This is a genomic window from Paraburkholderia sp. BR10936 (assembly GCF_040965735.1).
GTDB lineage: Bacteria > Pseudomonadota > Gammaproteobacteria > Burkholderiales > Burkholderiaceae > Paraburkholderia > Paraburkholderia nodosa_A.
Window position 1 is genome coordinate 391,264 of sequence record NZ_JBFRCM010000005.1, and the last position, 17,000, is coordinate 408,263.

15 protein-coding genes are annotated in these 17,000 nt (G+C 63.3%); 6 read left to right on the top strand and 9 right to left on the bottom strand.

Annotation, left to right across the window (positions count from 1 at the left end; genetic code table 11):
* Positions 1-13: 13 nt before the first annotated feature.
* From AB4Y36_RS14060 to AB4Y36_RS14075, 4 genes are read right to left on the bottom strand one after another with little or no spacing between them, the layout of a single operon-like run.
* Positions 14-823 carry an ABC transporter permease gene (locus AB4Y36_RS14060; protein ID WP_368683289.1) on the bottom strand — a complete coding sequence of 270 codons (810 nt, stop codon included), beginning with the start codon at positions 821-823 and terminating at the stop codon, positions 14-16.
* A gap of 11 nt (positions 824-834) precedes the next feature.
* Positions 835-1,635: an ABC transporter ATP-binding protein gene (locus AB4Y36_RS14065; RefSeq protein ID WP_368683290.1), complete on the bottom strand. Its 801-nt coding sequence runs from the start codon at positions 1,633-1,635 to the stop codon at positions 835-837.
* A gap of 28 nt (positions 1,636-1,663) precedes the next feature.
* Positions 1,664-2,692: an ABC transporter substrate-binding protein gene (locus AB4Y36_RS14070; RefSeq protein ID WP_069261291.1), complete on the bottom strand. Its 1,029-nt coding sequence runs from the start codon at positions 2,690-2,692 to the stop codon at positions 1,664-1,666.
* 33 nt (positions 2,693-2,725) lie between these two features.
* Entirely contained in the window at positions 2,726-3,658 is a 933-nt protein-coding gene (locus AB4Y36_RS14075; RefSeq protein ID WP_368683291.1) for a TauD/TfdA dioxygenase family protein, read from the bottom strand.
* Positions 3,659-4,330: 672 nt separating this feature from the next.
* Between AB4Y36_RS14075 and AB4Y36_RS14080 the strand changes: the two genes are divergently transcribed.
* Complete coding sequence (locus AB4Y36_RS14080; RefSeq protein ID WP_368683292.1) at positions 4,331-5,110, top strand: HAD-IIB family hydrolase; 780 nt, start codon at positions 4,331-4,333, stop codon at positions 5,108-5,110.
* Positions 5,111-5,678: 568 nt separating this feature from the next.
* Complete coding sequence (locus tag AB4Y36_RS14085) at positions 5,679-6,908, top strand: porin (RefSeq protein WP_368683293.1); 1,230 nt, start codon at positions 5,679-5,681, stop codon at positions 6,906-6,908.
* Between the two features lie 299 nt (positions 6,909-7,207).
* Here the strand turns inward: AB4Y36_RS14085 and AB4Y36_RS14090 are convergent, their stop codons facing one another.
* The 5 genes from AB4Y36_RS14090 to AB4Y36_RS14110 form a co-directional block, all read right to left on the bottom strand.
* Positions 7,208-7,513 carry a hypothetical protein gene (locus AB4Y36_RS14090; protein ID WP_368683294.1) on the bottom strand — a complete coding sequence of 102 codons (306 nt, stop codon included), beginning with the start codon at positions 7,511-7,513 and terminating at the stop codon, positions 7,208-7,210.
* Positions 7,514-7,609: 96 nt separating this feature from the next.
* Positions 7,610-8,860 (bottom strand): acyl-CoA dehydrogenase family protein, encoded by a 1,251-nt coding sequence (locus AB4Y36_RS14095; RefSeq protein ID WP_368683295.1) that lies wholly within the window; start codon positions 8,858-8,860, stop codon positions 7,610-7,612.
* A gap of 204 nt (positions 8,861-9,064) precedes the next feature.
* Positions 9,065-9,340, bottom strand: coding sequence for an ArsR/SmtB family transcription factor (locus AB4Y36_RS14100; RefSeq protein ID WP_368683358.1), 276 nt, complete (start codon positions 9,338-9,340; stop codon positions 9,065-9,067).
* 230 nt (positions 9,341-9,570) lie between these two features.
* Complete coding sequence (locus AB4Y36_RS14105) at positions 9,571-10,224, bottom strand: peroxiredoxin (protein WP_368683296.1); 654 nt, start codon at positions 10,222-10,224, stop codon at positions 9,571-9,573.
* A gap of 144 nt (positions 10,225-10,368) precedes the next feature.
* Positions 10,369-11,700, bottom strand: coding sequence for an NtaA/DmoA family FMN-dependent monooxygenase (locus tag AB4Y36_RS14110; protein WP_368683297.1), 1,332 nt, complete (start codon positions 11,698-11,700; stop codon positions 10,369-10,371).
* A 229-nt stretch (positions 11,701-11,929) separates the two neighbouring features.
* On the opposite strand from AB4Y36_RS14110, the gene AB4Y36_RS14115 reads away from it, so the two are divergent.
* The 4 genes from AB4Y36_RS14115 to AB4Y36_RS14130 are packed head-to-tail and all read left to right on the top strand — an operon-like array spanning position 11,930 to position 16,972.
* On the top strand, positions 11,930-13,060 hold the full coding sequence (locus AB4Y36_RS14115) for an LLM class flavin-dependent oxidoreductase (RefSeq protein ID WP_368683298.1): 1,131 nt from the start codon (positions 11,930-11,932) through the stop codon (positions 13,058-13,060).
* Positions 13,057-13,617 carry a GNAT family N-acetyltransferase gene (locus AB4Y36_RS14120; RefSeq protein WP_069261299.1) on the top strand — a complete coding sequence of 187 codons (561 nt, stop codon included), beginning with the start codon at positions 13,057-13,059 and terminating at the stop codon, positions 13,615-13,617. The genes AB4Y36_RS14115 and AB4Y36_RS14120 overlap by 4 nt, the downstream gene beginning before the upstream one ends.
* 59 nt (positions 13,618-13,676) lie before the next feature.
* A complete protein-coding gene (locus AB4Y36_RS14125; RefSeq protein ID WP_342947030.1) occupies positions 13,677-15,317 on the top strand; it encodes an ABC transporter substrate-binding protein in 1,641 nt (546 codons plus the stop codon).
* Between the two features lie 14 nt (positions 15,318-15,331).
* Complete coding sequence (locus AB4Y36_RS14130; protein WP_368683299.1) at positions 15,332-16,972, top strand: ABC transporter substrate-binding protein; 1,641 nt, start codon at positions 15,332-15,334, stop codon at positions 16,970-16,972.
* The last annotated feature ends 28 nt before the right edge of the window (positions 16,973-17,000 follow it).

Genomic DNA, 17,000 nt, shown 5'->3' on the forward strand with positions numbered 1-17,000 from the left:
CATTGCCCCATCCTTAACGAATACCTTGCCACGCTGTGAGGCGCCGTTCGACGAACACCACGGCGTGATTGAACGCGAGGCCGAGTACGGCGAGCGTGACGATGCCCGCGTACATCTTCGGAATCTCGAACGTGTATTGGGAGTAGTTCACGAGATAGCCCAATCCCGCCTTCGCGCCCACCATCTCGGCCGCAATCAGCACGAGTATCGAGTACGCGCCAGCCACGCGAATGCCCGTGAATACGGCAGGCACCGATGCGGGCAGCACGACCTTCACGAACAGACGAAGCGGGCCGAGCCCCATCGATCGCGCCGAGCGGATCAGCAATGCGTCGACGTTGCGCACGCCGCTCACCGTATTGAGCACGACGGGCCAGATGCAGGAATAGACCACCATCGAAATCTTCGACGTCTCGCCCATGCCGAGCACGAGCACGAACACCGGCAGCAGCGCGAGCGGCGCCGTGTTGCGAAAAATCTCCAGCAACGGGTTGAGCAGGTCCCCGAGCGTGCGATACCAGCCGATCAGGAGGCCCAACGACACGCCGAGCGCCACGGCGATCGCGAAACCGCTTGCTGCACGCACGGCGCTCGCCAGCAGGTTCGCGCCCAGTTCGCCCGATACGGCCATTTCGAACAACGCATGCAGCACTGTCGAGAATGGCGGCAGGAAAACGGGGTCTACCCATCCCGCCCGCGGCAGCACTTCCCAGAGCGCGAGAAACGCGACCACGGCGACGCTGCCGCGCGCGGCCCGCCAGGCTGCCAGCCAAACGGTCGACGCTGACATGCCCCGCTTCGATTCAACGGACAACGTACTCATGGTGATTCTCCTCACGCCGCCTGTGCGACCTGCCATTGCGGGTTGCCGCGACGTTGCCGGATTACTTGCCAGATTTCATGGCGCAGGCGCACGAATTCCGGCGTCGAACGGATGTCCTCCGAAAGATCGCCGCGAGGCACATGCACGGGCAGCGTGTGGGTGACGCGCCCGGGTCCAGCTGTCATCACGAGCACGCGCTGGCCCAGATAGATCGCTTCGTCGATCGAATGCGTGATAAAGACGACGGTCGTGCCCGTGCGCTGCCAGATGCGCAACAGTTCGTCCTGCAGGCTTTCGCGCGTTTGCGCATCGAGCGCCGCGAACGGCTCGTCCATTAGCAGGACGTCGGGTTCGTAGGACAGCGCACGTGCAATCGCCACGCGCTGCTTCATGCCGCCGGAGAGTTCATGGGGATAGCGGTCGGCGAACGCGCCGAGCCCGACGAGATCGAGAAAGCGCCTCGCGCGCTCGGTGCGCTCACGCCTCGCGATCCCTTTCGCTTCCAGGCCGAATTCGATATTGCCGAGCGCAGTTTTCCAGGGAAAGAGCGCGTACTGCTGAAAGACTATGCCGCGATCGAGTCCCGGCCCGTCGATCTCGCGTCCGCCTATCAGTATCTTGCCGCGATCGGCCTGAGTGAGTCCGCCGATCAGGTCGAGCAGCGTAGTCTTGCCACAGCCGCTCGGCCCCACCAGTGCGACGAACTCGCCAGCCGCTACCTCGAACGAAACATCGTCGAGCACGACGAAATGCCCGCGCCTGTTCAGATGAAACGCTTTAACCACGTTGCGCACGCTGATCGATGCACTCATTGCGCTTTCCTCGCGTGATGACGCCGCCTCACTGGCTCGCGACTCGCTGGTTGAACGGATTGAACTGATTCGAATAGATGTCGCCCGGCTTCACCTGCCCGGCCTTCAGCACGCCGTTGTTCACGTACCAGTCGATGTAGGTCGTGAAGTCGTCGGAGACAATCAGGCCGCCCTTGCCGCCCACGCCCGGCGACTTCCAGTAATTGACGATGGTGGCGTCTTCATTGCGATGGCGCGCCTCGATGATCTTGTGCAACCGCGCGACGACTTCCGCGCGCGGCGTGTTCCGCGTCCATTCGATGGCGCGCGCCGTGCCTTCGACGAATTTGCGCACTGTATTCGGGTTCTGCGCGATGAATCGATCCGTGAAGAGATAACTCGCATACCCGAACGAACCGAAGAGCTGGTAGTCAGTCGTGAGCAGGCGTGCCCCGCCCTGGGCGAGTTCCTTGTCCTTCAGGATATCTTCCAGAAACACGGCATCGAGCTGCTTCTGCTTGAGCAGTTGCGCGAGATTCACGGGCGGCGCCGCGACGAACACCACCTTGTCGATGTCGGCCTGCGAAACGCCGGCCTTCTGCAGATACGCGGTCACCGCATACTGCTCGTAAGCGCCGGGCGTGTTCACGCCAATGCGGCGCCCGATCAGGTCACGTGGCCCCTTGATCGGACTGTCGTCGAGCACGAACAGCCCGCCATTGGTTTCCTTGTCGGTGCCGACATACGAAATCACAGCTTTCACGGGCGCGTGCGCCGCAACCAGCTTGACGATCGAACCGTTAAACGCACCGCCGAAATCGACGTCGCCCGTCACAGCCGCCTGAATGTCCTGAGGTCCGCTCGTCGTGTTACCTACCCATTTGAGCTTGATGGGCGCGAGATAGCCGAGGTCCTCGGCCAGTTCGGGATACAGCACTTTGCTCGCCCAGCCCTGATAACGCAGCTCCTGCTTCTCCGGCGTCTGCGCGAACGATGGCGCCGACGCCGCAGCCGCCAGCATCGCTGCAATATGAAGGATGGCGAAACGTTTCATATAAGGGGAGAAACTGCGTTTCATGCGGGGGTTCCTTGTAGGCGCGGACCATGCTTCCTAGAAGACGCCGTCATGCTCGAGCGTGACGCGATGAATGCGCCGCCGTGCCGATCCGTAGTCGCGCGCCGCGTAATGCTGCACCTGGCGGTTGTCCCAGATCGCGACATCGCCCTGCCGCCATTCGAAGCGCGCCTGGACTTCGGGCGTCTTGATGAGGTCGTACAGGTAATTCAGCAGACTCTGACTGGCCGTTTTTGAAACACCGAGCAAGTGACTCGTGTGGCCTTCGTTGACGAACACGAGCTTGCGGCCGTTCTCAGGGTGGGTCTTGATGACCGGCACTTCGATTGGCGGATACTTCTGCGCCGCGTCGCGCACGCGCGCAAGCCCCGCTTCCACGCTGTTTTCCTCGCTGCCTTCCGGAATGTCGTAGCCGCTCAGCAGTTCGGAGAGGGCGCCCTTTTTCGGCGAGGCGATGAAGGTGTTCACCGCGGTCAGCTTCTCGAAGTAGCGGGCCAAATCGGCATCCAGCAAGTCGTAGACTGCCGCCGCCGAGGACCAGATCGTGTCGCCGCCGCCACCCTCGGGAATTTCCTGAGCGTGGAGAACCGTGGCTTTGGGTGGCTGAGGCTGCCAGGAGACATCGACGTGCCAGTTGTCCGTGCCGCCCGAGCGCGTCTTCTCGCTGTGTGCGATGACCTCGATCTCGGGAAAGCCCGCCACAGCAGGCAAATAGATGTTCTTGCGGATGGGATTGCCGAAAATGCGCGCGAGCGCCACATGCTGTTCAGGCGAGAGCGTCTGTTCACGAAAAAAAATCACGCCGTGATCGACGAGTGCCTGACGCAGCGTTTGCCGATTCGATTCGCTCAACGGCCCGGAGAGATCGACATTCTCGATCACCGCGCCGATCAACGGCTTGTAGCGACGCACGCGCAGGTCCTGATGACCGTCGGCTTGCGATTGGGGCTGCTCCAGTACCGTGCTCATTGCGTCCTCCGTGGTCAAGGGTGGAGAACATCAAACCATCGGCACCGCAACGCGTGCAACGAAGGAATTGACGGACGCTCTTCAGCGCGAACGTGCGTTGCATTGACGAATCGATCATTTGTCGTGGCCGCAATCGGTTTCTATAGTCAAAAGTTCCGTTGCCGCTGGGCGCGGCGTTCCATGCGACGGTGCTAAAGAATTTTGTTCCACTTGTCGACAGGAGTTCCGCCACGTACGCTATTAAACGTCAGCCGGGGGAAACTGCAGCGACGGGACTGGCAGGAAGCATCGGTGTATGGGGTATGACAAATGAAACTCTCACATAAACTACATTCGCGTACGGCGGCTCCGTTATGGGCCCTCGCCTTCGGCCTCCTGCTTTCGGTAACTGGCGTGGGCCTGTGGTGTCATGCGACGGCCGCGACGTCGGCAGGGCAGACGCGTCAGTCGCTTGCCGTCACCGCCATACTTCTGGGCGTGATTGCAGCGGTCTATGGGGTACACGAGCTTTCCCAGAGACGTCGCTAGGCAACGCCTTCGCGCGTAGAACGCCCGCTCGCTCGTCGGAAGGCGTGCCTTAGCACGCAATCGGCGAAGCAATGCGTGATCCGCCTTTGGACGAGGCGTCCAGCGTCCCTCATAATTGGAGATTTAGTCGCCACAGGGACCCTTATGGAGCCGCTATCGTCAGCGCCATTTCACGAGTTTTCCGGTGTCCAGTTTGTCTTCACCGACATGGACGAAACGCTGACATATCGTGGACGGCTGGCCGCACAAACCTATAACGCGCTCGAGCGATTGCAGTCGGCAGGCATCCGTGTGATTCCGGTCACCGCGGCGCCCGCCGGATGGTGCGATCAGATGGCCCGCATGTGGCCCGTGGATGGCGTCATTGCGGAGAACGGCGGCATCTTCATGAGGCGCGAGGCAAACGGCCATGGCGTCGAGCGCTCATGGTGGGTTCACGCGGAGAGCGTGACGGCAATGCAATCGCAGCTCAGTTCCATCGCAAGAGGTATTGAAGCGGCCATCCCCGAGGCCCGCATCGCGGACGACCAGGCGTTCCGCCTTGCCAGCCTGGCCTGGCAACGCACGGGAACTTCGCTGGACGACCGGATCGTGGCGGCGCTGAAAGCCGCCGGCGCGGACGCAACAGTCAACAATCTATGGGTGCTGGGCTGGCTTGGCGGCTACGACAAGCTGTCGATGTCGCTGCGCGTTCTCGCCGGATCGTTCGACACCACGCCGGAAGCCGCCACGAGGGTTGTTGCCTATTCCGGTGATTCGACAAACGACGCGCCGATGTTCGGTTTTTTCAGGCATACGGTGGGTGTCAGCACGGTGGTCGACTATCTGCCCGGGCTTCCGGTCGCGCCGCGATGGATAACACGTGGTCCCGGTGGTGCCGGGTTCGTCGAGTTCGCGGAGGCTATCCTGCGCGTGCGGTTGTGAGCTGCACAGCAGCCCGGCAGCACAAACGTCGTGCCTCGACTCCGCTACGCGCCACCGGCATATCACCGACGAGGCGGTAGATCACGGCCGTGCGGCGCGAAAATCCCCGCGACGTATCATCTAAATGTGTTGTATCGCCGCATCCACGCCATCGAGCAGTCTCTTGCGCGGCAACGCAGAATGTGCAGCACTGAATGCGGCCCCAGTTCAACAAGATACATGGACGCATGCGGAACGCGGCCCGGACGAGCAGCAGACGTGTCCGAGCCGCGCATTCACTGATTCAGCAGACGCGACCACCCTCGCTCAAGTCATACACAAAATCCGCATTCGCATTGCTGCACGGATAAATAACAGTATAAGAAATCGTTCGATAACGACGCTGTATTAGCCTTGACCACGGCTTCGACTACTCCGGAAAATGGTCCCCGTTGCGCGAATTACCTGCAACAAATATCTATTCAATCGCCTCAATTTACTAGTTCGCAGTCCATATCGACTTAATAAATCCCGCACCATTTTTGAAACGGCTCTCCAGCAGCTGTCGTGTATTGAAAAACTATTTACGATGAAAAAAATACTTCTCGCCCTGACTTCAATCGCACTGTCACCCCTTGCTGCCTATGCCCAGAGCAGCGTGACCCTCTACGGTATCGTCACCGGCAACGTGACTTACGTAAACAACGTTCAGACGGCCGCCACGCCGGCCGGTGGCAAACCAACCGGCGGCAGCCAGGTCGCCTTGCTTGATAGCGGCAGCTCGGGCCCGAGTTCGAGCCGCTGGGGCCTGAAAGGCACCGAGGACCTGGGCGGCGGCCTGAAGACGCTGTTCGTGATCGAAAGCGGCTTCAGCGTCGCCAACGGCACGCTCGGCCAGGGGGGCACGCTGTTCGGCCGTCAGGCCTGGATCGGGCTCAGCGCACCGAATTACGGCACCGCATCGCTCGGTCGCCAGTCCGACGCCGCGGTGGACTATGTGTCGCCGCTGCTCTACGCCTGGTACTTCGGCAATCTCGCGATCCATCCGGCCGACTACGACAACCTGAACTTCACGCACCGCATCAATAACGCGGTCAAATACAGCTCGGACGCATTCGGCGGCTTCCGGTTCGGCGCGCAGTACAGCTTCGGCGGCATCGCAGGCAACTTCACGCAGAACCAGTACTGGTCCGCAGGCTTCAGCTATGCCGGACCGAGCATTGCGGTTGCCGCGTCGATTATCAACGCGCGCAATCCGAACAATTCGCTCTACGGCACGAACGCGAATGCGAGCGCCACCGGCAACAATCTCGGCTCCGCCGGTTCCGCCACCACACCGGAATCGAACCCGGCTATTTCGGGCTTCGCCTCTGCCCGCACACAGCAGACGATCGCCGTGGCCTCCACCTGGACGATCGGCTCGGCCATCCTGGGCGTCGCCTGGTCCAACACGCAATACCGCGATCTTGGGGCAACCGCTTCGCTCAACACCCAAAACTACCGCGGCACGGCGTCGTTTAATACGGTCGGCGCGAGCGTTCGCTATCAGGTCACGCCGTTCCTGCGCGTCGGCACGTCATTCGATTACACGAACGGCGGCAACCTGAACGGTCTGGGCGGCGCGCGCTACGAGCAGTGGAACGTGGGCGCTGGCTACTCGCTGTCGAAGGCCACCGAACTGTATGCGACGGCGGCGTACCAGCACGCCAGCGGCGTCGACTCGTGGGGCCGCCACGCCGTCGCGGACATCGGCTATCTGTCACCCTCGACGACGTCGAATCAGGTCGCGGTCTCGGCCGGTATCAAGCACCTGTTCTAAGCAGCGACACGGGCCGCTGCCCTGTCAGTTCGAAGGCGGCGGCACGATTATTTCGATGAATATGTAGCGTTGTGAATCATTCCAGTGATGGCCCATTGGTTTAACGCTGCCTGCTGCGCGTTGAGCCCCGCGCGACGGAGCGGCCTTTCATCCGGTGTCCGGGCAAGGAGAAGCGCTATCGGATCCACCGAAGCGGGTGCGGTCCGTCTGCCTGACTGAGGCCCGTACGTGCTAAGCATTCATAGAAACCGCTCATATTGATCGCACGACACATGGGTTGTGTAGTGCCTTCAGCAAATCTAGCCTCTTTGTTTTCGGACTGTTCGCCGCGCATTCCGCCAGCGCCGCACGTGCCTTCGACAACCGAGGTCGTTGACGGGCAATTGCGCACCCGTACGCAGCGACGTCTCGGCACTGCCGCCGTAGGCGTCGAGCAGGCGCAGAGCATACGCGATGAACAATGTGTCTAAGCCGCCTTCGTCGAGCAACTTTGCGAGGTCGGTCCAGTGGTCGACGTGCGTGTAGCGCCCGGTCTCGTCGTCGTCGGGATGTCGCCACAGACCGTAATTCAGATGCGACGCCGTGTTCATCGTGAACGCGTTCACGATGAACGGCTCTGCCGTGATGCTTTCCAGTGCAGATGAATCGCGTTGGCAGGCGCCGCGGTCGGCGGCAAGCGTCCGGGCGCGCGGGGACGCGGACTATGCCTGCGCGACGCTCTGCGCCGCTTCGTCCGGGACGGCTTGCCGCGCGTGCGGAAGGCTGAAACGTTCCTCGGGCGGCGCCGCGTTCAGATGGAAGTTGCCGATTGCGGCTTCGCGCTGCCCCGCCGGATTGTGCGAGGCGATCGTGCGTGCATTGCGCCAATGGCGATCGAAGCGCCGGGCTTCGCTGGTCGCCGACGCACCGCCGACTTCGAACATCAGCGTGGTCGCCTCGAGCGTCTGCTCGATGACGATCTGCTGCGCCTCATACGCTTCGATGTCGAGCGCGATGTACTCGTCAGTGGTCGCCTCACCTTCTGCGCGACGTTCGTGCAGGCGTTCGAGCCCGTGCGCCACCGCATCGACGATGGCTCGCGTCGAGTAGCCGAGGCTGGCGAGCCTGCCGACCACACGATGCACCAGCGGGTTGTCGCGCGGGCTCGATTGTCCGGCCACGCCGAAGGTCCGCGTGCGTCCCTGCACGAACTCGACGCTGTCGCGCAAGACCGCCTGCACGATACCTGCCAGCGTGGCTAGATGAACGGTCTGATAGAACGCGGTGAGCGACGAGTTGCGGCGAGGCTCCGAAGCGCGATAGCGCGAAATGATCGCGTCCGGTGTAACCGGCACGCTCTCGAAACGCGTGGTGCCGCTCGCGGTGAGGCGCTGGCCGAAGCCATCCCAGTCGTCCAGCCGGCTCACGCCCGGGCTGTTCGCCGCAATGACGAGCGTGAGGTCCGACTCGTCGTCGTGTGCCGCGACGCTCAGCCAGTCGGCATAAAGCGCCCCCGTGCTGTAATACTTCTCGCCATCGAGAAGCAACGCACCGGTCGAAGCGTCGCGCCGCAGCACCGCCGAGTTATGCGTCTTGTCCGTGCGCTCGGAAGTCGCCGCGCCCAGCGTCTCGCCGGCGGCGATGCGTTCGAACCAGCGCGCGCGCTGGGCTTCATCGCGATCTTCCAGGCGGTATTCGATGAAACCGAAATGCGCGCGCAGGATTTGCGGCAGATTCGAATCGGCCGCGCCCAGCTTGCTCAACTGGCGAAAGAATTGCGGCAGCGTGACACCGCCTCCGCCATAGCGGCGCGGCACGCGTAGCGCCGTGAAGCCCGCGTCCTTCAACCATCGCACGGGTTCATGGGCGAGCGCGCGTTGCTGTTCGCGTTCGATCGCGCCCCGCGCAATGTGGTCATAGATCGGCTCGAAGCGTTCGTCGAGTTGCTCGTCGGTCAGGAGTGGAGGCGTCATTGCATATTCGGTGATGAACAATCCTGACGAGGATACGGTCCCTGTCGTTGAGCTAGCAACGAATGAAAGGTGCTTTCTTTATCGCAGCTTACGCAATCGTGATGCATCGGAATATGCTCGCGTGTTACAGCGTCATTTCATGCGCCATAACAATTCACAGCGTGTAAGTCGCTCGCTCTCGTCGACGGCCGCGCCGTGAAGCGATCAGCGAGCCGGATCGTCACGGGTATCCGTACAGAATTGCTGATAAAGCACGGCCATGACAGCAAGCGCCTGCGCACTCGCTACCGTGTAAAAGATGTTCTTGCCATCGCGTCGTGCGCTCACGAGACCTTTCTCACGAAGCATCGCCAACTGCTGGGGCAGCGCCGGCTGACGGATGTTGAGTTGTGCCTCGAGTTCGCCAACGGCTAGCTCGCCTTGCGGGCGCGCGCTTCGATGGCGCAGCGTGTGGCGCGAGGCATCGAGTGCATGCCCGATGTACAAGTTCTCGGTTTCCTGGCGCAAATTGGGCGGCCCGAGGCACATCGGGAAGAGCACGCCCTTGAGCGTGCCGACGATATCGGCGAGCGCCTCGAGAACCTTGGAGAATTCTCAAGCGCTGTCCAAAAACATTGCATCGCGCGGAGCCGACGATGCAGGTTCGCATACGTTCTCGCGTCGTGAGTCACAGCGCCGTAATACCGCCTGCCCGTGGTGCCGAAGCGTACCTATTTGGGCTGCGCGACCGTCCGCAGCCAGGGCTTCAGCGTCTTGAAGCCCTCTGGATATTTTTTCTTTGCATCCTCATCCGAGACGGAGGTGGGAATGATCACATCAGCGCCCGGCTTCCAGTTCACCGGGGTGGCGACCGTATGCTTCGCGTTGAGCTGGAGGGCGTCGAGCAGCCGCAAAACCTCGTCGAAGTTGCGCCCGGCGCTCATCGGGTAGGTGAACGTCGCCTTGATCTTCTTGTCTGGTCCAACGATAAACACGGCGCGGATGGTCGCATTGTCGACCGCGGTGCGCGGGCCTTCGCTCGCGTTGGGATGGATCATGTCGTAGAGCTTTGCAACTGCGAGGTCCGCGTCGCCAATCATCGGATAGTTGACCGCGGTGCCCTGCGTCTCTTCGATATCCTTCGCCCATTTGTGGTGGTCGTCGACCGGATCGATACTGAGCCCGATCACCTTGGTCCCGCGCTTGTCGAACTCGGGCTTGAGCTTGGCCATATAGCCCAGCTCGGTTGTGCATACCGGCGTGAAATCTTTCGGGTGCGAAAACAGGATCGCCCACTGGCCTCCGATCCACTCGTGGAAGCGGATCGGTCCTTCAGTCGTTTGTGCAGTGAAATCGGGGGCTTCGTCGCCTATGCGGATGGACATGGCCAGGCTCCTTTGGGTGGGAGAATGCAAACGGCATCTTTCACTGTAGTAGTGTTTCCCCCGCCGAATTACAAAGAATGGACAGGCCAGGCTATAGAAGAAATTCTGGGATGCTTAGCACAACGAGGAATGACGAAGCGCTGGTTAGCCTTCGTTCGCTGCCCGCAGGCCGTTTCCGCCGGACCATGCCTGCAGCGGCGGCAATTCCAGATTCGAGCGGAAGTCTTCGCCCACATAGTCGGCATCGATCAGTTCGCGCCGGCGCAACTCCGGCAGCAGCCCGTTGAGCAACAGGTCCTCCTGATCCGGCTGGCCAAGACCATGCAACGAGAGCACATCGACGAAGCCGGCACGATAGCGCTCTTCGATCGCGTCGGCGAGCTGTTCGGGCGTCCCGGCAACGAACCAGTGGCCGGTTTCCTGCGCGCGGATGATCAGCTCGCGCAAGCTGAGCCGCTGCCGCGCGTAAGCCAGGAAGATCGCAACCCGCCCTCGCCGCCGATGCACGCTGTCGATCGTCGGCAGCAAGGACTCCGGCAGCGGCTCGTCGAGCGGCAGATCGCGGAGATCGATGCCGCCGCCAAGCATGTCGGCGAGCTTGAGCCGTCCCTGCTCGTAGTCGATGCGCTCGTGCTTGTCGCGCAGCCGTCGCGCGACGTCCGCATCCGATTCGCCGATCACCGAATGAAATGAGTTCATCACGAACGGCAGCCGGTTCGCACGCCCAAAACCAATCGCCTGACGGCGCAGTTCGGTGACGAAAGCACGCGCATCGTCGAGCGTCGGTTGCGACGTGTAGACCACCTCGGCATAGCGCGCGCCGAGCGTGACGCCGCTCGCCGACTGACCCGCCTGAAACTGGACCGGAATGCGCTGGGGCGGAGGCGGAACGTTGAGCGGCCCCTCCACCTGGAAGTATTCTCCGCGATAGTGGATCGGACCCAGCCTGGCAGGATCGACAGCCACGCCACCACTTGCCGAACGCCGCGTCGCCACAGGATGGTTCGCACCGAACAGACCCTGAACCACTTCGACGAATTCGGTGGCGCGCGCATAGCGGCGCTCGGGGTCGGGCAGGGCGCCGTCGCCGAAATTTTCTTCGCCCACCGACGACGTCACGGCATTCCACGCCGCGCGGCCGCCGCTCACGTGATCGAGTGTGCCGATCAGCCGCGCGAGGTTGTAGGGATGATGGTAGGTCGTCGAGACCGTTGCGACGAGGCCGATCCGCGAGGTGGCCTGGCTCAATGCCGCGAGCGCGACGATCGGTTCCTGGCTGCCGGTGATGCCGGCGAGACCCGCCGCATCCGCCTGCAAGAGATCAGCCGTAAAGAGGCCCGTGACCTTGTGCGCTTCCGCCTTGCGTGCAAGCGCGGCCGCACGGCGTATGCCCTGTGCCGCGTCGGTATCGCCGCTCGCATATAGCACGCTCGCCGCGCCCACCACTGTCTTCAGCCGTCTACGCGCGCCGCTCATGATGCCGTCCTGTCTATCCGATCAATTGATGTTTTGCGCCGGCGTGACGACACCGATGTCCGTCACGCGGCAATCGGACATAGTGTGCAATCACCCCCCTCCAATCGAACAAATATTTTCGGCTTTCCATATTCCTCTTCATTGTTTGACCGTTCGGTTTGCGAAGAAAAATAATTTTGTGCACCGAAATTGACCGGGCGGCTGCGATCGATGCCCCCTCTCCCTCAGCATGACACTACCCGCGAGCCACTCCGATCCTGCACAGCGCGAACCCGCTTTCCGCCTGAGCGTTCTCGACAAGAGCCCGATTGCGGCCGGCGAAACCGCCGCCGACGCGCTCGCGCGCAGCGTCTTTCTCGCGCAGGCCGCCGAGGCGTGGGGCTATCACCGTTACTGGCTCGCCGAGCATCACAACTCGCCCGGACTCGCGTGCCCGTCGCCCGAAATCCTCGTGGCTTATGTGCTTGCGCAGACGCGCCGCATCCGCGTTGGATCGGGCGGCGTGATGCTGCAGCATTACAGCCCGTACAAGATCGCGGAAAATTTCAACCTGCTGGCTTCGCTTGCACCAGGCCGTGTCGACCTCGGCGTTGGCAAGGCGCCCGGTGGACTGCCCTTGTCGACGCGCGCACTGCAACACGCCTTCGATGCAGGCCGCCGCCCGGATTTCGCCGAACTTGCTTTCGAACTCAAGCGGTATCTGTTCGATGCCAAGGCACCGGCTTCGGGCGAAGCCGATGAGGCGAATGGCGAGAGCGACGAGAAAGCGCTGCGCGCGACGCCATTGCCGCCCGCTCCCGTGCAACCCTTCTTGCTCGGCGCGAGCGCCGAAAGCGCGACGCTCGCGGCTCGCCTTGGCTGGGACTTTGTCTACGCTGCGCATATCAACGCGGCGACCAGCGATCTCGAGCGCGCATTCGACGCTTACCGCTCGCTATCGGGCGGCCGTGCGCCGCTGCTCGCGATTTCGATCGTCGTGGCCGAAACGGCGGCCGACGCCGCGCAGCTCGCAAGCGGCTTCCAGCGCTTTCGTGTGCAGGTTGGCGAGGGTGCCGCGGTCAACGTCGCGAGCCTCGAGCAGGCGCACGCATTCGTGCGCCAATCGGGCGGCGGAGCGCACCGCATTGAACAACGCGAAACGCGCATCGTGCACGGCACGCGCGAGGACGTGCTGCGCGAACTCGACGCACTGCATCGCCGCCATGGCATTGACGAATTCGTCGTGGACACGCCGATCATCGACGCTACACGCCGCATAGCGTCGCTCGGACTGCTTGCAGACGGCAACATTCCTCTTCCACACGCGAGCCCATCCTCCGCCCCCGGCATTCACCCTTCGCTCGCCGTGACAGAACAATGACCGACAAGATCCGCATTGCGGGCCAGGACGATGTGCCGGCCCTCTACGACCTGCTACAGCAGGCCTACGCACCGCTTGCGCGCGAAGGCGTTCACTTCACGATCACGCGCTCACCGGTCGGGCGCGTGGCGCAGGCGGTCGCAAGCCAGACGACGTTCGTGCTCGAGCGCGAAGTGGTCGGCGGCGGCACAGCGCTTGCCGCGACGCTGACCGTGCGCTTTCCCTGGTCGCCCGAAGGCAACCGGCTCGCACCCTGGCCGTTCCTGCACTGGTTTGCCGTCGCGCCCGCGTTCAAGCGCCAGGGCCTTGGCAACGTGCTGCTCGATCATGTCGAAACGCAGTTTCTGCGCGCGCAGGTCAAGGCGCCCGCAACGTGGCTCGCGACCGCCGTCAATCACCCCTGGCTCGCCCCGTTTTACGAGCGTCACGGCTATGAACCTTTTCATCGCTCGACCAACGCGCTCGGCACGCCGCTGGTCTGGCTGCGCAAGATCCTTATTCCCGAGCTTTACAGCGAGCCGGTTGCAGCCGGCGCACGCGATCCCCAAGCCGCATGATAGCCCGCGCGCAACCGCCTTCCCCTGATCGACCGACCCACTGCTCAAGGTACTCACCGATGACGTTTTCATTCCCGGCGCAAGCCTCTTGCACCTCGCGCCGAACCGCGGCGGCGGCGGTCCTGCTCGCCCTCGCGCTGCCGCATCCGACGCTCGCGGCAGGCCAGCCGGTCACCGGCGGCACGCTGACGTGGGGCGTGGAAACCGAGCCGCGCACGCTCAATCCGCAACTGAACGGCCAGGACAAGGTCGTGCTGCTGCTGCGCAACGCTTACGAAAGCCTGCTGGCGCAAAAGCCCGACGGCAGCTTCGTGCCGTGGCTCGCCGCCGGCTACAAGGTCTCGCCCGACGGCAAGACTTATACCTTCACGCTGCGCGACGGTGTCAAGTTCACGGACGGCGCACCGTTCGACTCGAAGGCCGTGGCCCGCAACTTCCTCTATGCTCGCGACCTCTCCTACTCCGGCGGCAGCAACCTCGCGCGCCTGATTTCGCACGTTGCCGACGTCAAGACACCCGACGCGCACACGGTCGAGATCACGCTCGACGCGCCGTACGCGCCGTTCCTGACCTTTGCCGGCTCCCTCCCGCTCCTCTCGCCGAACGCGTTCGACAAGTCGAGCCTCAAGTCGGGCGGCACCGACATCGCAGGAACGGGCCCATTCATCCTGCGCCGCTACGTGAAGGGGCAGGAGATCGAGTTCGACAGGAATCCAGATTATCGATGGGCGCCGACAACCAGCGGCCATCAGGGGCCGGCGTATCTTGACCGCGTGGTTTATCGCTTCCTGCCTGAATCGTCGGTTCGAACGGGCGCGCTGCTGTCCGGGCAGGTCGACGTGATCGAAGGCGTGTCGGGCAACGACGCGGGGCTGATCCGCAGCAATCCCGACCTCACGTATCAGCATGCGCTGAACACCGGGACGCCCTACTCGCTGTTCCTGAACGTCACCTACGGCGCGGCGCAGGACGCCAATGTGCGCCGCGCGTTGCTCGAAGGACTCGACGTAAGCGGCATCGTCCAGTCGGTCTACCGCGGCGAACGCACGCGCGCATGGGGCATCACCTCGCCGATCGATCCGCTCTACGACCACAGCATCGAAAAGAGCTACGGCAACAATCCGAAGCTCGCCAATGCGCTGCTGGACGCAGCGGGCTGGACCGCGCGCGACAGCGCCGGCTACCGCGCGAAAAACGGCGAGCGTCTCACCATCGCGGTAATCCAGGCACAGGCGACCGTGCGCGACCAGCGCGACGTGCTGCTGCAGGCGTTGCAGGCGCAGGCGCGTCAGCGGCTCGGCGTCGATCTGAAGGTGCAGTACGTCGACGACGGCACCTATGCGGATGCGCGCAAGAGCGGCAAGTTCGGCTCGATCGCGAACTCGAACACACCGCCGGACGGGATCGATATCGAAGGCCACTACCTGCCCGTCGATCACGGCGGCGCGCTCAATTACAGCCGCGCGTCGGCACCGGAACTGAGCCGCTGGCTGCAGGCCGCTGCGCAGACGCAGAACGCCGGCGAGCGCAAGGCGCTGTACGGCCAGTTGCAGCACTTCGCGATCGACCAGCAGGCGTTCGCCGTGCCGCTCTACGAGCCGGAAGACCAGATCGCCGCCGCGAAGACGGTCCAGGGCCTCGGCTTCCGCTCGTATGCGCAGATGCCCGAAAACCCCTATGACGTGTGGATCAAACGCTAACCATGACGATGTCGATGTCAACGCCTCTCGCCATGGCCAGGTCCGCGCGCTGGCGGCGCAGGGTCGCCGCCGGGGGAATCGCGCTTGCGGCAACGGCCACTGGCGGCGTCAGCGCCGCGCCCGCTTCGTGCGGCACGCTGACGTGGGGCATCGAGACCGAGCCGACGACCCTCAATCCGCAACTGAACGGACAGGCGAAAGCGGAACTGATCCTGCGCGCGAGCTTCGAGTCGCTGCTCGCGCGCAAGCCCGATGGCACCTATGTCCCATGGCTCGCGACTGGCTACACGGTCTCGCCGGACGGCAAGACGCTGACGTTTGCACTGCGCGACGGCGTGAAGTTCACCGACGGCCAGCCGCTCGACGCCGCAGCGGTCGCGAAGAACTTTCTCGAGGTGCGCGACCCGTCTTACTGCGCCGGTTCGAGCTATTGCGGAATCGCGTCGCGCCTCGCCGGCGCGCGTGCCGTCGATGCGCGCACCGTTCAGCTCACGTTGAACGAGCCCTACGTGCCGTTCCTCTCATTCGCCGCTGGGCTCAAGCTCATCTCGCCCGCCGCCTATGCCTCGCCGCAACTGAAATCGGGCGGACGCGAAGTCGCGGGCACCGGACCGTTTATTCTCACGGCCTGGCGCAAGGGACAGGAAGCCGATTTCGTTCGGAATCCAGATTATAAATGGCCGCCGGCTACGACGACCCATCAGGGCACGGCATACCTCGACCGAGTGGTCTACCGCTTCCTGCCCGAGTCGTCGGTGCGCACCGGCGCGCTGCTGTCCGGCCAGGCCGACGTGATCGAGGGCATTTCGGGCAACGACGCCACATTGCTCGAAAAGCAGCCGGACCTGCGCTACCTCCATGCGCTGAACACGGGCTCGCCGTACTCGCTCTATCTGAACGTGGCCTACGGCCCCACCCAGGACGTGCGGGTGCGCCGTGCGCTGTTGCAGGCGTTCGATCTCGACACTCTCGTCGCCGCGATCTATCGCGGCAAGCGCACACGCGCCTGGGGCATCACCTCGCCGGTCGATCCGCTGTATGACCGCAGCATCGAGCACAGCTACGGCAACAATCCGAAGCTTGCCAACGCGCTGCTCGACGAAGCGGGCTGGACCGGGCGCGACACCGGCGGCTACCGCACGAAGGACGGACGGCGGCTGTCGATCGACGTCGTGCAGGCGATCGCCACCGTGCGCGACCAGCGCGATGTGCTGTTGCAGGGACTCCAGGCGCAGGCGCGCCAGCGGCTCGGCGTCGAGCTGAAAATCCGCTATGTCGACGCGGGCACCTATGCCGACGTGCGCAAGACCGGCAAGTTCGGCGCCATACCCAACTCGAACACCGATACCGACGGAATCGATACAGAAAACCACTACCTGCCCATCGACCGCGGCGGCGTGATCAATTACAGCCGCACGGCGGACCCGCGCCTGCTCGCGTGGCTGAACGAAGCCGCGCAGACGCGCGACGACGCGGCGCGCGAGCGCATCTACGCGCGACTGCAACACACGGTGATCGTCGACGAGGCCTACGCAATTCCGCTCTATCAACCCGAGGACGAGATCGCCGCCAGCACGCGCGTGCGCGGCCTGGCGTTCCGCAGCTTCAAGCAGATGCCGGAAGCGCCTTACGACGTCTGCCTCGATTCGCGCTGACGCGAGACGTGCGGCGCGCACCGGCTTC

Bases quoted from the DNA above. Each gene is read 5' to 3' on its own strand.
- AB4Y36_RS14060 (WP_368683289.1), bottom strand. From the start codon at position 823: ATGAGTACGTTGTCCGTTGAATCGAAGCGGGGCATGTCAGCGTCGACC.
- AB4Y36_RS14065 (WP_368683290.1), bottom strand. From the start codon at position 1,635: ATGAGTGCATCGATCAGCGTGCGCAACGTGGTTAAAGCGTTTCATCTG.
- AB4Y36_RS14070 (WP_069261291.1), bottom strand. From the start codon at position 2,692: ATGAAACGCAGTTTCTCCCCTTATATGAAACGTTTCGCCATCCTTCAT.
- AB4Y36_RS14075 (WP_368683291.1), bottom strand. From the start codon at position 3,658: ATGAGCACGGTACTGGAGCAGCCCCAATCGCAAGCCGACGGTCATCAG.
- AB4Y36_RS14080 (WP_368683292.1), top strand. From the start codon at position 4,331: ATGGAGCCGCTATCGTCAGCGCCATTTCACGAGTTTTCCGGTGTCCAG.
- AB4Y36_RS14085 (WP_368683293.1), top strand. From the start codon at position 5,679: ATGAAAAAAATACTTCTCGCCCTGACTTCAATCGCACTGTCACCCCTT.
- AB4Y36_RS14095 (WP_368683295.1), bottom strand. From the start codon at position 8,860: ATGACGCCTCCACTCCTGACCGACGAGCAACTCGACGAACGCTTCGAG.
- AB4Y36_RS14105 (WP_368683296.1), bottom strand. From the start codon at position 10,224: ATGTCCATCCGCATAGGCGACGAAGCCCCCGATTTCACTGCACAAACG.
- AB4Y36_RS14110 (WP_368683297.1), bottom strand. From the start codon at position 11,700: ATGAGCGGCGCGCGTAGACGGCTGAAGACAGTGGTGGGCGCGGCGAGC.
- AB4Y36_RS14115 (WP_368683298.1), top strand. From the start codon at position 11,930: ATGACACTACCCGCGAGCCACTCCGATCCTGCACAGCGCGAACCCGCT.
- AB4Y36_RS14120 (WP_069261299.1), top strand. From the start codon at position 13,057: ATGACCGACAAGATCCGCATTGCGGGCCAGGACGATGTGCCGGCCCTC.
- AB4Y36_RS14125 (WP_342947030.1), top strand. From the start codon at position 13,677: ATGACGTTTTCATTCCCGGCGCAAGCCTCTTGCACCTCGCGCCGAACC.
- AB4Y36_RS14130 (WP_368683299.1), top strand. From the start codon at position 15,332: ATGTCAACGCCTCTCGCCATGGCCAGGTCCGCGCGCTGGCGGCGCAGG.